The organism is Lonsdalea iberica (genome assembly GCF_002111585.1).
GTDB classification, from domain to species: domain Bacteria; phylum Pseudomonadota; class Gammaproteobacteria; order Enterobacterales; family Enterobacteriaceae; genus Lonsdalea; species Lonsdalea iberica.
In genome coordinates, this window is the sequence record NZ_LUTP01000013.1 from 53,522 (window position 1) to 66,266 (window position 12,745).

The 12,745-nt window shown below is 49.9% G+C and carries 11 protein-coding genes, 1 tRNA gene and 4 pseudogenes; 13 read left to right on the forward strand and 3 right to left on the reverse strand.

The window, feature by feature from the left end:
- Positions 1-17: 17 nt before the first annotated feature.
- Both rpoD and AU511_RS07140 read left to right on the forward strand, forming a co-directional pair.
- The gene (rpoD, locus tag AU511_RS07135) at positions 18-1,853 is read left to right on the forward strand and encodes an RNA polymerase sigma factor RpoD (RefSeq protein WP_094100658.1); all 1,836 of its coding nucleotides are present in this window, start codon (positions 18-20) and stop codon (positions 1,851-1,853) included.
- Positions 1,854-1,928: 75 nt separating this feature from the next.
- Complete coding sequence (locus AU511_RS07140; RefSeq protein ID WP_094109231.1) at positions 1,929-2,318, forward strand: DUF1090 domain-containing protein; 390 nt, start codon at positions 1,929-1,931, stop codon at positions 2,316-2,318.
- An 80-nt stretch (positions 2,319-2,398) separates the two neighbouring features.
- Here the strand turns inward: AU511_RS07140 and mug are convergent, their stop codons facing one another.
- Entirely contained in the window at positions 2,399-2,896 is a 498-nt protein-coding gene (mug, locus tag AU511_RS07145) for a G/U mismatch-specific DNA glycosylase (RefSeq protein ID WP_094109232.1), read from the reverse strand.
- Between the two features lie 141 nt (positions 2,897-3,037).
- On the opposite strand from mug, the gene AU511_RS07150 reads away from it, so the two are divergent.
- Positions 3,038-3,113: transfer RNA gene (locus tag AU511_RS07150), tRNA-Ile, on the forward strand.
- A 220-nt stretch (positions 3,114-3,333) separates the two neighbouring features.
- Here AU511_RS07150 and AU511_RS07155 read toward each other — a convergent pair.
- Positions 3,334-3,456 (reverse strand): annotated as a pseudogene (locus AU511_RS07155) (ogr/Delta-like zinc finger family protein); the annotation flags it as partial.
- A gap of 187 nt (positions 3,457-3,643) precedes the next feature.
- Here AU511_RS07155 and AU511_RS17920 point away from each other — a divergent pair.
- From AU511_RS17920 to AU511_RS07185, 6 genes and pseudogenes are all read left to right on the forward strand, one after another.
- Positions 3,644-4,165: pseudogene (locus AU511_RS17920) on the forward strand (PAAR domain-containing protein); the annotation flags it as partial.
- 236 nt (positions 4,166-4,401) lie between these two features.
- Entirely contained in the window at positions 4,402-5,448 is a 1,047-nt protein-coding gene (locus tag AU511_RS17925) for an S-type pyocin domain-containing protein (RefSeq protein WP_338037534.1), read from the forward strand.
- Position 5,449: 1 nt separating this feature from the next.
- The gene (locus AU511_RS07170) at positions 5,450-5,704 is read left to right on the forward strand and encodes a bacteriocin immunity protein (RefSeq protein WP_094109233.1); all 255 of its coding nucleotides are present in this window, start codon (positions 5,450-5,452) and stop codon (positions 5,702-5,704) included.
- A 52-nt stretch (positions 5,705-5,756) separates the two neighbouring features.
- Positions 5,757-6,089, forward strand: a complete 333-nt coding sequence (locus tag AU511_RS07175; RefSeq protein WP_338037535.1) for a bacteriocin immunity protein — start codon at positions 5,757-5,759, stop codon at positions 6,087-6,089.
- 261 nt (positions 6,090-6,350) lie between these two features.
- Entirely contained in the window at positions 6,351-6,908 is a 558-nt protein-coding gene (locus AU511_RS07180) for a PH domain-containing protein (RefSeq protein ID WP_094109234.1), read from the forward strand.
- Between the two features lie 2 nt (positions 6,909-6,910).
- A pseudogene (locus AU511_RS07185) lies at positions 6,911-7,359 on the forward strand (phage integrase); the annotation flags it as partial.
- Here AU511_RS07185 and AU511_RS07190 read toward each other — a convergent pair.
- Positions 7,349-7,713, reverse strand: a pseudogene (locus AU511_RS07190) (integrase core domain-containing protein); the annotation flags it as partial. The pseudogenes AU511_RS07185 and AU511_RS07190 sit on opposite strands and share 11 nt — an antisense overlap.
- Positions 7,714-8,384: 671 nt before the next feature.
- On the opposite strand from AU511_RS07190, the gene AU511_RS07195 reads away from it, so the two are divergent.
- From AU511_RS07195 to AU511_RS07210, 4 genes are all read left to right on the forward strand, one after another.
- Positions 8,385-8,942 carry a Csu type fimbrial protein gene (locus AU511_RS07195; RefSeq protein ID WP_094101738.1) on the forward strand — a complete coding sequence of 186 codons (558 nt, stop codon included), beginning with the start codon at positions 8,385-8,387 and terminating at the stop codon, positions 8,940-8,942.
- Between the two features lie 72 nt (positions 8,943-9,014).
- Complete coding sequence (locus AU511_RS07200) at positions 9,015-9,524, forward strand: Csu type fimbrial protein (protein WP_094109235.1); 510 nt, start codon at positions 9,015-9,017, stop codon at positions 9,522-9,524.
- 11 nt (positions 9,525-9,535) lie between these two features.
- Positions 9,536-10,324 (forward strand): fimbrial biogenesis chaperone, encoded by a 789-nt coding sequence (locus AU511_RS07205; protein ID WP_094109236.1) that lies wholly within the window; start codon positions 9,536-9,538, stop codon positions 10,322-10,324.
- Between the two features lie 12 nt (positions 10,325-10,336).
- On the forward strand, positions 10,337-12,745 hold the full coding sequence (locus AU511_RS07210; RefSeq protein ID WP_094109237.1) for a fimbria/pilus outer membrane usher protein: 2,409 nt from the start codon (positions 10,337-10,339) through the stop codon (positions 12,743-12,745).

Consider the following 12,745-nt stretch of genomic DNA (forward strand, 5'->3'; position numbering starts at 1 on the left):
AGTGTGGATACCGTCTTATGGAGCAAAACCCGCAGTCACAGCTCAAGCTTCTTGTCACCCGTGGTAAAGAGCAAGGCTACCTGACCTATGCTGAGGTCAATGACCATCTGCCGGAAGATATCATCGACTCCGACCAGATCGAAGACATCATCCAGATGATCAATGACATGGGCATCCAGGTGATGGAAGAAGCACCGGATGCAGATGATCTTCTGCTGGCAGAAAATACCAATGACGCAGACGAAGATGCGGCAGAGGCAGCTGCGCAGGTGTTATCCAGCGTTGAATCCGAAATTGGCCGCACGACCGACCCAGTGCGCATGTACATGCGTGAAATGGGTACCGTTGAACTATTGACGCGTGAAGGTGAAATCGATATCGCCAAACGCATTGAAGATGGTATTAACCAAGTTCAGTGCTCTGTGGCCGAGTATCCGGAAGCCATCACTTATCTGCTGGATCAGTACGATCGCGTTGAAGCAGGCGAAAGCCGCTTGTCCGATCTGATCACTGGCTTCGTCGATCCCAATGCGGAAGAAGACATCGCGCCTACCGCGACTCACGTGGGCTCCGAGCTTCCTAGCAAAGAACTCGAAGATAGCGATGACGACGATGACGATGACGACAGCGATGACGACAACAGCATCGATCCAGAACTGGCTCGCCAGAAATTCACCGAGCTGCGCGATCAGTATGAAGTGACCCGTCAAACCATCAAGGCCAACGGTCGCAGTCATGCCAAGGCCGCGCTGGAAATTCTAAATCTGTCCGAGGTCTTCAAACAGTTCCGTCTGGTACCTAAACAGTTCGATTTCCTGGTCAACAGCATGCGCACCATGATGGATCGCGTGCGTACGCAGGAACGTCTGATCATGAAGTACTGCATCGAGCAGTGCAAAATGCCGAAGAAAAACTTTGTGACGCTGTTTGGCGGCAACGAAACCAACGATAAGTGGTTCGATGCGGCTCTGGCCATGAATAAACCATGGTCCGAAAAACTGCGCGAAGTGCAGGACGACGTTCATCGCAGCATGTTGAAACTGCAGCAGATCGAAGAAGAAACCGGACTGACGATCGAACAAGTCAAAGACATCAATCGTCGTATGTCGATTGGTGAAGCGAAGGCGCGTCGTGCCAAGAAAGAAATGGTTGAGGCGAACCTGCGTCTGGTGATCTCCATCGCTAAGAAATACACCAACCGTGGCCTGCAGTTCCTGGATCTGATTCAGGAAGGGAACATCGGTCTGATGAAAGCCGTAGACAAATTCGAATACCGTCGTGGTTACAAGTTCTCAACTTACGCCACGTGGTGGATTCGTCAGGCCATCACCCGTTCCATTGCCGACCAGGCGCGCACCATCCGTATTCCGGTGCATATGATTGAAACTATCAACAAACTCAATCGTATATCACGTCAAATGCTGCAGGAAATGGGTCGTGAGCCGACGCCGGAAGAGTTAGCTGAACGTATGCTGATGCCGGAAGACAAGATCCGCAAAGTGTTGAAAATCGCCAAAGAGCCGATTTCGATGGAAACACCAATCGGTGATGACGAAGATTCGCATCTGGGTGATTTCATTGAAGATACCACGCTGGAGCTGCCGCTGGACTCAGCCACGTCTGAAAGCCTGCGCTCCGCAACGCACGACGTTCTTGCTGGCCTGACGGCACGCGAAGCGAAAGTGCTGCGTATGCGCTTCGGTATCGACATGAACACCGACCACACGCTCGAAGAGGTCGGCAAACAGTTTGACGTCACACGTGAACGTATTCGTCAGATTGAAGCTAAAGCGCTGCGCAAACTGCGCCACCCCAGCCGTTCTGAAGTGCTTCGCAGCTTCCTGGACGACTAATCCTGTCTGTTTAAGTATAGGGTCGGCAAGCCGATCCTATACTTACCCTTCCTACAGACATACAGGCAAAAACAGATGAAAACCTACTACCTCAACGCAGGCATCGCTCTTGCGGCATTACTCACCTTTTCCTCCTTCGCCGCCAACCACGCACTGAGCGGTTGTCAGGCAAAAGAGCACAACATCGAGCAGGAAATTTCGCAGGCCAAGGCGCACGGTAATCAAAACCGCGTTGCCGGACTGGAAAAAGCGCTGAAAGAAGCGAAGGCGAACTGTACGGATAGTGCGCTGCTCCATAAGCGTCAGCAAAACGTCGATGAGAAGCAGCGCAAGGTTCAGGAGCTCGAACGCGAAGTTCAGGAGGCTAAACAGTCTGGGAAAGCGGATAAAGTGAGTAAGAAAACCGCCAAACTGGAAGAGGCGCGCCATGGCCTGAAGCAGGCCCAGGCAGAGCTTAGCCACTAAGTCATCATCACCCGGTTGGCAGCTAATGGCGGTGCTGGCATCCTTCCTCCGACCGGGTTTCCTTTATTTCCTCACCTTCGCTAGGCATGCAACGCCTGATATAGCTCGTGATAGGATGCCGTCAGCGATTCCAACGTCGCGCGATTCAAGCCACTCGGATTCGGCAAAACCCACACCTGAGTCTCTCCCAGAGAGATATTTTGCTGACCCCAGTCCACTTTACTTCGACCGAATGCCTGAGAATAGGCCTGCTTGCCCAACACAGCGAGCGCTCGCGGCTGAAATCGCATGATCTTTTCACGTAATCGCTCCCCACCCTGCTTTAGTTCGTGGCGAGCCAACTCTAAGGCTTCCACGGTGGGCCTTTCCACTAGCATGGTTATTCCGCAGCCATAATCCGGCAGGAGGGTTTCCTCTTCCGGCGCCAATTGGCGATCGGTAAATCCCGCCAGATAAATCACCCGCCAGAAGCGATTGTTGGCATTCGCGAAATGATAGCCGTGATGAGCCGTTGAAAGCCCCGGGTTAATACCACAGAAAACCACCTGCAGATGTGGAGCCAGAATATCCGTAATCATCTCAACCTCGTTATGTTACCCCGAATGTTTATGACAAATTCCAGCAATAATAACAACAGGCTAGCCCTGTCTAGAAAACCGCCACCTGGCCGTACGTCTATAGACCTACCTATAAAGGGTAACGTATAATCAGCACCCGCTGGCCCCTTAGCTCAGTGGTTAGAGCAGGCGACTCATAATCGCTTGGTCGTTGGTTCAAACCCAACAGGGGCCACCAAATTTAAGCTTTAAAACTATGAAATTAAACCACTTTAACCAGAGTGGTTTTTTTGTTGCTTGAATATAGATGGGCAGCAAAATGGCAGCAGGTAATTTCCCCAGACCAATAAACATCCCGCCGTAGCAAAGTAGCGAATTCATTTGTCAGAAATTCATATGCCCCTGGCCATCATTTGATGAATGCGGAGAAGTATGTTCATCAACCCCGGAGCAACGATTTAGCACATGACGGTTTCATGACTCACAAAGGTGGCGACACAATTAACATTCTGGCACTGGTGATAAAGTCCATTCGTTTCACGTGAGATAGAGCAGCTGTTCTTGGCATAGGCGGCGGTTTGGCAAAACGGGCAACACCCCGCAGCAGCGTTTAATCATGACACCCTGGCAGGACATAGGTAGCCGTGTAATAATTGATCATCGGTCTATGATGTAACATCGCCGGTTATGCCAGGACGGCTCAAGCCTTTCCGACACAACACCCTATTCTATTGATATTGTTAATTTTATAGTAAAAGGATTGTTACTATGCCGGGAGCCGCCCGTCTCAACGATATAGGCAGTGGTCACGCGTGTTTTCCAGCTACTCCCGTCGTCGAAGGTAGTCAGGACGTTATCATCAATGGCCAGCCCGCCGCACGACAAGGTGACGCCGTTCAGCTCCACGGTTGCCCCTGCCCCAATATGCCCCACGGTCTTCATCCGCGTCAGATAGCCGCAGGTTCCTCCACCGTCATCATTAACGGTAAGCAAGCCGCCCGTATCGGCGACGATATCAACTGCGGTGGCAATATAGTGACCGGAAGCAGTAACGTCATTATCGGGGATACCCCCTATCAATCTCCGGTTGCTGGCTGTGCGCAACAATCCGCCCAGCGGCGTGATCCGCTCCTCGCTTTATCGCCTATGTTGACCATCCCGCCGGTTTTTGCGAAATCCTGCCTGCGCGGTGAAGGCTGTACTGACGCGGGAACGGAGAAAGAGACGGTTGATAACTTTGGGCAGATGGCGTTATTTGCTCAGCCCGTCGTCGACGATTGCTGTGGGTATCATCACCCTCACGTAAACAAACCGGTGGTGCAGCACGCGCAAGCTGCGAAGAAGAAAAAAACCTCTCAGTTGACTGAACCGACCGCGGCATCAAGACCTGTTCAACTCACTGGCTCGGAGCCTGGTATAAAACGCTTTATTACCTGATGTCCTCAAAGGAAATAGCAGTAACGCCGACGCCATTGGCTAAATCAGCCATCACGCCAGTTGCCGCTGCCGCGGTTCCCGTGGCTACGATGTCTGCCGGAAACACGGTAGCAACCCGAGCCGCCGTCACCACGATGACGCAGGTTTGGGGGCAAGTGACATTGACTGAAGGCACACTGGCAGCATCAACTACGGTGCCTTTACTCGGTGTGCTGTTTTCCGCGTTGTACAGCCCTGCCGTTGGCGAAGGTAGCGACAAGGTACCGGGACGTGATGAGCACTGGCTGGAAGACACACTACGGCAGAAAGGCTGGGCAGGAGAAACCGCTACGACCCGCGTGCGTTTTTTCTGGCGTCCCGACATTCACGGTAATATGCAGGTCTACGGCGTGCATACCGGCGAAGGCACGCCGTACGAAGGTGTGCGCGTCGCGAATATGGTGTGGAAACCCGAGCAAAGCCGCTATGAATTTACGCCCGCACCGGGCGTCGACGGCCCCAAAATCACCTGGACGCCCGCCAATCCGGAGGGCTCTGAGCCAATATCGCAGACAGAGACGCCGGTCGCCCCTATCGATCAACCAACCATCCTGGTACACCCGATCCCGGACAGCGCAGAGGAAACAACAACTCCGCCGTTCCCGATGCCGGATGAGCAAGACTTCAATGACTGGATACTGGTATTCCCGGCGGACGCTGGCATAAAACCGATTTATGTTTACCTGAAATCGACAGCAAGAGATGAACCCGGCGTCGTGACTGGACAAGGAGAAGTCCTGGCCGGCGAAGGGAAATGGCTGGACACCGCCAGTTCAGGACTGGGCGCACCAATACCGGCACAAGTTGCCGATAAACTACGTGGAAGAGAATTCAAAACATTTGACGCATTCAGAGAAGCATTTTGGTTTGCAGTTGCCAATGTTCCTGAGTTATTTATCCAGTTTAAACGGGGTAACTTAGGTAATATTAAAAGCGGCAAAGCACCATCGCCAAAAGAAGTTGAACAAGTCGGCGGTAGAATTAAGTATGAGCTTCATCATGTTAAACTTATAAGTGAAGAGGGTGAAGTTTATAATATTGACAACATCAGAGTTGTAACCCCTAAACGACATATTGAAATTCATAGAGGTAAATGACATGAAATCTATCAACGACTATACAGAAAAAGAATTCTTAGAGTTTGTTCATAAAATATTTAATGTCGACGGGACTACAGAGAAAGAGGATGTCGCAAATGTCCTTGAGTTCAAAAGATTGACTGAACATCCAGATGGATCTGACTTAATTTATTATCCACCAGATGACCGTGAGGATAGTCCTGAGGGTGTAGTCCAGGCTGTTAAAGAGTGGCGAAAATCGAAAGGCCTCCCGTTATTTAAAGACTCAAAATGATTATGTAGGGCTGACAAATCACTGTCAGCCCCCATACACCCTAAGACTTTATATGTTGGTCGTCATCCCAGACAAGATATCACAGCAGCAAAAAGTGTATTCACAGGGAGAAGTAATCATGTGTATAAAAAATAACTTAAGTGACTATACCGAACATGAATTTGAGTTATTTATAAACGGTATTTTCCGTGAAAATATCGCAGAAAATGATGAAAAACTTGATGAATTACTTGAACATTTTGAAAAAATAACATCTCACCCTGACGCTTCGGATCTTTTCTTTTACACACTTGAAGATGACCAATGCACCCCTGATGGTGTTACTAAATACATAAAAGAATGGCGAAAATCGCAAGGATTACCACTTTTCAAAGATTCGAAGTAACCATTGGAGAGGATGGTTAATCCTCTCTAAGAAATAAAAACGCCTATTTTTTCTTCATTCAGCAACGGCGATAAATGGCTCAACCTTGCTTTAAGCACGAATGACGATTCAAGCCCCAACAGGGTTAATTTCAGTTTGAAGTCTGCTTAATCTTAGCAAAAGTTGCGATTTGTAAAAAACGGTATTAACTGCAATTACTGGACTGAGATATAATCATGCTTGGCGGAGTTTAAATAACAATAAAATAACTAAGGAATGACAATGTTTGACTATAAATCAGCATCAAAAGAACAACTGAAAGCAGAAATGAAACGACTATGCTCTGTAGTATCAGATGTGCCGTTCGCTACCAAGAAAGAGTTTTTTCATCTCCCTGAAATACTTAGTGAAGGTGAAACACCTTTAGCGGTAGCAAGTGGAGCAATGGATGGCAACACATGGTTGATTACACTGACAAATAAGCGTGTCATCTTTTTAGATAAGGGTATGTTCTATGGGATTAAGCAGATTGATGTCAATCTAGGCAATATCGTTAGTGTGGGTGGAAAGACAGGAATACTTCTAGGTGAAATTCTCATTTCTACTAGCGGCCAGAACTACACTATAAAAAATATAATGAAAGAGTCTGTTATTCCTTTTACAAACTTAGTAAACGAAACCCGAAATAACCAAAAAGAATCATCGAAACAGCCGAATGAACCTTCGATTTCTTTTGATGAAAAAATTGAACAAATTAAGAAATTAGCTGCAATGAAAGAAGACGGAATTCTGACTGAGGAAGAATTTCAAACACAAAAACAGCGTATTTTGAACGATTAAATATGCCTGTTCTTAAACAAGCCGATGGGCAATGGATAGCTGATTTATCTACTGTTGACCGAAGTAACGGCAATGAAGGCAAGCGCTCCCCTAAAAGATTCTTATCAAAAGGCGAAGCGCTTGCCTTTGAAACCTACACCCTGCATAAAATTGAAGATGCTGCCTGGCTTGAGGATGAGAAAGACAAGTGGCGTTTGTCCGATCTTGTGCATCTCTGGTTTGCCCCCCACGGTATAACTCTACGTGACGGTGAAAAACGGAAAAGCGCAGTGCTTTGGGCTGCTGAGTGTATGGGAACGCCGCTGGTTATCGGTAGAACGCTCAGTTGTTTGCTGCATATCGAGCCAAAAGGCTTGAGGGATAATTTTCTCGAACCAAACACGTTAACTACGTATCGCCCCGAACCATGAATCTCGAACACGCCTATTTTTTAGCTGTGTCTAATGAGTTGTGAAGGCTGGGAGAATATGTAGTCCCTCCGGCTTATGGTGCCACCGTCGATGAGGATCTCCGGCCAGTTTCTGCCTCGTATAGATAACAGGTGGCATATCACCCAGTGAGCTATGCGGACATTCTTCGTTATATTCTATGAGCCAGTTTTCTGTCAGCTCGTGGACTTCTGGCTGTGTTCTGAACAGAGACATATCGTGTATTTCTGTTCGTAGCGTTTTGTTTAATCACTCAATAAATCCGTCTGCATCGGCCTGCCTGGCTGAATAAAATCGAGCATCGCGCCGTGCAATTCTGCCCGTTTGGCTAAAACAGCGGCTGTGAGTCCTGACCCATTATCGCTGCGTATAAATGCCGAATTGACTTTACTATGTATTGGGACAATACGTCCCCCCCCATTTTTATTTACTTAGGGTGTCTTTTGACACCTTTCCATCATTAAATAACTGATATTCCGTAATCATCTATGGATTTAATAACGGGAAGACAGGGAGGTTTATCTTATAGTCATCTAGACTTGTGAACTTCATATTATTTAAGCAGAACAATTGATGCCCGAACCTAACTATTTTTATCTCAATACTATAACGAATAGTATTTATTTTATGCGTAGCGGAAAGGCCGCTAGACTGCGTTTTAAAAGAAAAAACCCAAGGGAGTTACAACACTAATCCCACACTAAAATTTAGTCTTTTGAACCAAAAAAGATCAAAAAACCAGCACATAAAATCGATAACACCGCCTTAAACGATACATTAAATTTAATTAACTTCTAAATTTGGCTTAGTACTTAAAGCCCCTATAATTTGAATTAATATATCTCATTAAGATAGGAGAAGCAGGCAAGTTCATTCGACTAATAATGAATTCAGGGTTATTAATACCCTAGCATTTAATTGATTAATGTCTATCGTCGCTTGCCATTTATAATATCAAGCGCTGTATATTTCAATTACCCTACCTATATATGTTTCTTTATTATAAGGATACATATAAAGGAGTGGTCACCTATGACTGAGGAATAATATGAAAACAGTACGTCCTCTCGCTCTTTCACTGCTGAGCACTGCGCTGACGTTATCTTTTGTTGGTGCGGCTCATGCGGCTACGGGGTCATTGACCGGAGAGATCGGCGTTCAACTGACCATCGGTGAAGGCTGTACGGTTTCCAACAATAGTTCGTCCAGCGGCACGAACGAATGGGGAACCTTGAACTTTGGTGAATACGCCGACTTGACCAACGCCGTCAACGGTACCGTTATCGGTAAAGATGGCAGCAGCACCGTGTCCATCACCTGCAGTAATGGTCTGTCCCCTTCTTTGGCTTTAGATGGCGGCCTATACGGTACTTCCTCGGTTCGTAATCTGTCATCCAACGGCGGCAGCACCGTCATTCCTTACCACCTGTACTCCGACAGCGGGCGTAGCTCAGAAATCGCAATTAACGGCTCTTTGTCTCTAAATGCCGACGGCAGCGCGCAGAACATCCCGATTTATGGCCGTATTTCTCCGGCGGATCAGTCTACTACCGCGCCGGCGTCCGGTACTTATACAGATACTGTGACAGCCACACTGTCCTGGTAATACATGCAGCCAAAGAGAGACGCATTGAGATTCATTATTAAAGCAAGTTTGGGGAAGCGTTTATGGCAGTGGATGCCGCTCTTCACCAGCCTGTTTGTATCTCCCTGTACCCCGGCCAGTAGCGTCAGCAAACAGTTTACAGTAGCGGCAGTCATTGACAGCGGTTGTGTCTTTGGCAACAGCGCCAAAAGCTCGGCCACCAGTTTAGGCACTTTGAACTTCGGCGAAAGGGCCTCTTTAGATAGCAATATTGACGTGACCAGCACGACCGGCGGCGGCTCCATTGTCGTGACTTGCACGCCAGGGCTCGCCATCAGTATCGCGATGGACTTCGGGGTAAACGGCGGAAACAGTTCATCACGCTACATGGTAGGGAGCAACAGCAGCGATACCATTGCCTATCAACTCTATCAAGATGCCGGACGCAGCGTCGTCTGGGGAACCGGTGCCCAGGCCTATGGCGTCTCTTCCTTTCCCAGCGGTACACAAAGTTATCCGGTCTATGGCCGCCTGTTTTCATCCACCACCCAACCTTCGGCAGGCACCTATACGGACACGGTTACAGTGACTCTCACTTATTGAAAATAAATAAAATGGAAAAAATACTCACAAAATGGCATTTGGCGCTCTTTGCAGTTTTGCTCGGTTTATTCACTTCTTCCGTACTGGCGGCAAGCTCCGTGCTGGTCTGGCCTATTTATCAGGTCATCGAGTCGGATGAAAAGGGATCCGCCCTCTGGCTGGAGAACCGCGGTTCATCGCCGGTAACGCTTCAGATCCGCGTGCTAGCCTGGCAACAGCAGGACAGCAAGGATCGCTACGCGAATCAGACCGATGCTATCGCCAGCCCACCTTTCGCCACCGTCCAGCCTAATCAGCGCCAGATGATCCGACTCATGAAAACGATCTCCGTGGCGCCGCAAACTGAACGCACCTATCGCATCGTGATCGATGAAATTCCGACGCTCAACACCGCCGATAAAACACAGTCGGGACTAAAGCTGCAGATGCGTTATCTGCTGCCGTTGTTTATGACCGGCGACGGCATCAAGCTCAAGCCGCCCAAAAATAAACATGCGGACGACTCGATGCTAACCCGGCCATTACTCAGTTGGCGCCTCATTCACAAAGGCGATCAGACTGAGCTTGCCATCAAAAATAGCGGCATCGTCCACGCGCGCCTGAGTAATACCTTTTTCGGCGATAAGCCCCGCGCCACTAAGTCATCAATTTCGCTGGCTCAAGGCTTTTTCGCTTATGTCCTTCCGGGCCAGGAGGTCCGATGGCCGCTGCCTGCGAATAAACGCCCCGCAATGCAGAGCCACCTCTATGCCCAACTAGCCGATAACCGCCAGCCAACGCTCATCAGCCCCGCGCCTTAATGAGGGAACAGAATGCTTATTTCATGCCATGGATATTGGCTGCGGCGCCATATCGAGGTCATCCCCCTCCTCGTTTTAGCGTATGGCGCGCCGCCGGCCGCGGCGCAAGAGTATGGCGATTTGCCCAAACCGCCGCAAACTGCGCCCGCCGTCGAGAACACCACGTATTACCTGACGTTGATTGTGAACGGCGTTTCGGATCGTCAGGTGGTTCCGGTGCAGTACAACCGCGGACACTTCTCGGTGGAGTCCGGCGTTTTAGCCAAAAACTACATCCATACCGGAACGCAACACTCTGGATGGGTCGACGTCAACGCGCTCCCCGAGGTGAAGGCTTACTATGATGCCGGCAATCAGTCGTTAAAACTCACCGTTCCACTTGAGTGGCTACCAGAGCAGTCGGCCAACAGCGGAATGATGGTTGAGGCGACGAAAGCGCAGAGCACGCCCGGCCTGGCGTTTAACTACGATGCATATTACTTCAAAGGCTACCAGTCCTCGCAAAGCGTAACCGCCTGGCTGGAACAGCGGCTGTTTAACAATTACGCCCTCATCTCCAACACGGGAACCTATTCACACTACTTCGGCCACACTGAAACCGACAGCGGCAACCAAGGCTACCTGCGCTACGACACCTTTTGGCGCTACAACGATATCGACGATATGTACACCTTCCAGGCGGGGGATTTCATCAGTAATTCGCTAACCTGGAGCAATTCAGTGCGGATGGGCGGCGTGAGATTTAGCCGCGATTTTGCAGTACGCCCGGATATTGTCACCTACCCGTTGATTCAGTACGCCGGGGCGAACCCGTTGCCGAGTACGGTGGATCTATTTATCAACGGCTACAAGGCCAGCAGTACCTCGTTGAATTCCGGTCCTTTTACCCTGACCAACGTGCCCTATATCAATGGCGCTGGCGAAGCGACGGTCATCACGACCGATGCGCTGGGACGACAAGTTTCCACCAGCGTCCCCTTTTACGTATCCAACACTTTGTTACGTCAAGGACTGGATGACTTTGATGTCTCTCTCGGTATTTTGCGCCGCAACTATGGCGTGAAAGATGCGGATTACGGTCAGTCGGCGGCAAGCGGTATTTATCGTCGTGGTCTGACGAACTGGCTAACCCTGTCGAGCCATCTCGAAACCTCGGAAAATCTGCTGCTGGGCGGCGTCGGTGGCGACCTCGCCATCGGCCACTGGGGGACGCTGAGCAGCGCCTACAGCCATAGTCAGGACAACGGTCAAGGCGAGCAATACGTCGTGGGCTACTCCTATTATGCGAATACGATGGGGATTGCGGCGCAGCACGCCGAACGCAGTACCCGCTACCAGGATTTAAGCGTGGCCTCCAGCGGCGGCCACCTCAGTAAACAGTCCGATCAGATAACCTTCAGTACGACGCCTTTCGGGCTCGGCAACGGCACGCTAGGACTGGGCTATTTCGACATTCGCGCGCACGACGATACCCGAACTCGTTTGGCCAACCTCTCCTACAGCTGGTCAATTTGGGATAGGGCCAGCATGTATTTCTCATTGAATAAAAACATCGGGGGTCACGGCTACGGTGCGCTCCTGCAAATGATCGTTCCGCTGGACAACGGCATTTCCGCTAGCGCCAGCGTGCAGAAAAACTCGATGGACGAATATACCGAACGCGTATCTATGACGCGCACCACGCCGACAGAAGGCGGTCTAGGGTGGAACCTCGCCTACTCGGGCGGCGACAGCCACGACCGACAGGCCAGCTTGACCTGGAAAACACAGCGAGCGACTTATCAGGCAGGCATGTACGGCGCAACCTCGGCTTACAACTACTGGGGCGATCTAAGCGGTTCGGTACTGTATATGGACAACACATTTTTCGCGGCCAACAAGATTAACGACGCCTTCATCGTCGTCAGTACCGAAGGCTATCCCGATGTTCCAGTCAAATATGAAAACCAGCATGTAGGCACAACCAGCAACACCGGCCACATCCTTGTACCCTGGGTCAGCGCCTATTATCCGGCCCGCGTTGAAATCGATACCTTGGAACTCCCTCTGGGGATTGATGCTCCCGAGACAGAACGACGCGTGGCAGTCAAAGAAGGCAGCGGCGCGCTGGTAAAATTCAACGTTAGGCAGGTCCATTCGTGCAACCTCAATCTGGTGGACGACAAGAAAGCGCCGCTGCCGGTAGGCTCTTACGTCACGGATACCGTCAGCGGACAAACCGCCCTCGTCGGTTATGACGGTCAGGTGTTCATGGAGCAGGTGACGCCACACATCCAGCTGCGCGTTCAGCGTTCAGACAGCGGTACCTGCGTATTGAATATCGATTTGCCGGATAACAAGCCGGGCATCGCCATTCTGGGAGAGAAAGTGTGTACAGCGTCGGAAAAAAGGGCCGATACCGCGCCCTCGAAGGATAAATAA

Excerpts from the sequence above, each read along its gene's own strand:
- rpoD (WP_094100658.1), top strand. The coding sequence starts at position 18 with ATGGAGCAAAACCCGCAGTCACAGCTCAAGCTTCTTGTCACCCGTGGT.
- AU511_RS07140 (WP_094109231.1), top strand. The coding sequence starts at position 1,929 with ATGAAAACCTACTACCTCAACGCAGGCATCGCTCTTGCGGCATTACTC.
- mug (WP_094109232.1), bottom strand. The coding sequence starts at position 2,896 with ATGATTACGGATATTCTGGCTCCACATCTGCAGGTGGTTTTCTGTGGT.
- AU511_RS17925 (WP_338037534.1), top strand. The coding sequence starts at position 4,402 with ATGTCTGCCGGAAACACGGTAGCAACCCGAGCCGCCGTCACCACGATG.
- AU511_RS07170 (WP_094109233.1), top strand. The coding sequence starts at position 5,450 with ATGAAATCTATCAACGACTATACAGAAAAAGAATTCTTAGAGTTTGTT.
- AU511_RS07175 (WP_338037535.1), top strand. The coding sequence starts at position 5,757 with ATGTTGGTCGTCATCCCAGACAAGATATCACAGCAGCAAAAAGTGTAT.
- AU511_RS07180 (WP_094109234.1), top strand. The coding sequence starts at position 6,351 with ATGTTTGACTATAAATCAGCATCAAAAGAACAACTGAAAGCAGAAATG.
- AU511_RS07195 (WP_094101738.1), top strand. The coding sequence starts at position 8,385 with ATGAAAACAGTACGTCCTCTCGCTCTTTCACTGCTGAGCACTGCGCTG.
- AU511_RS07200 (WP_094109235.1), top strand. The coding sequence starts at position 9,015 with ATGCCGCTCTTCACCAGCCTGTTTGTATCTCCCTGTACCCCGGCCAGT.
- AU511_RS07205 (WP_094109236.1), top strand. The coding sequence starts at position 9,536 with ATGGAAAAAATACTCACAAAATGGCATTTGGCGCTCTTTGCAGTTTTG.
- AU511_RS07210 (WP_094109237.1), top strand. The coding sequence starts at position 10,337 with ATGCTTATTTCATGCCATGGATATTGGCTGCGGCGCCATATCGAGGTC.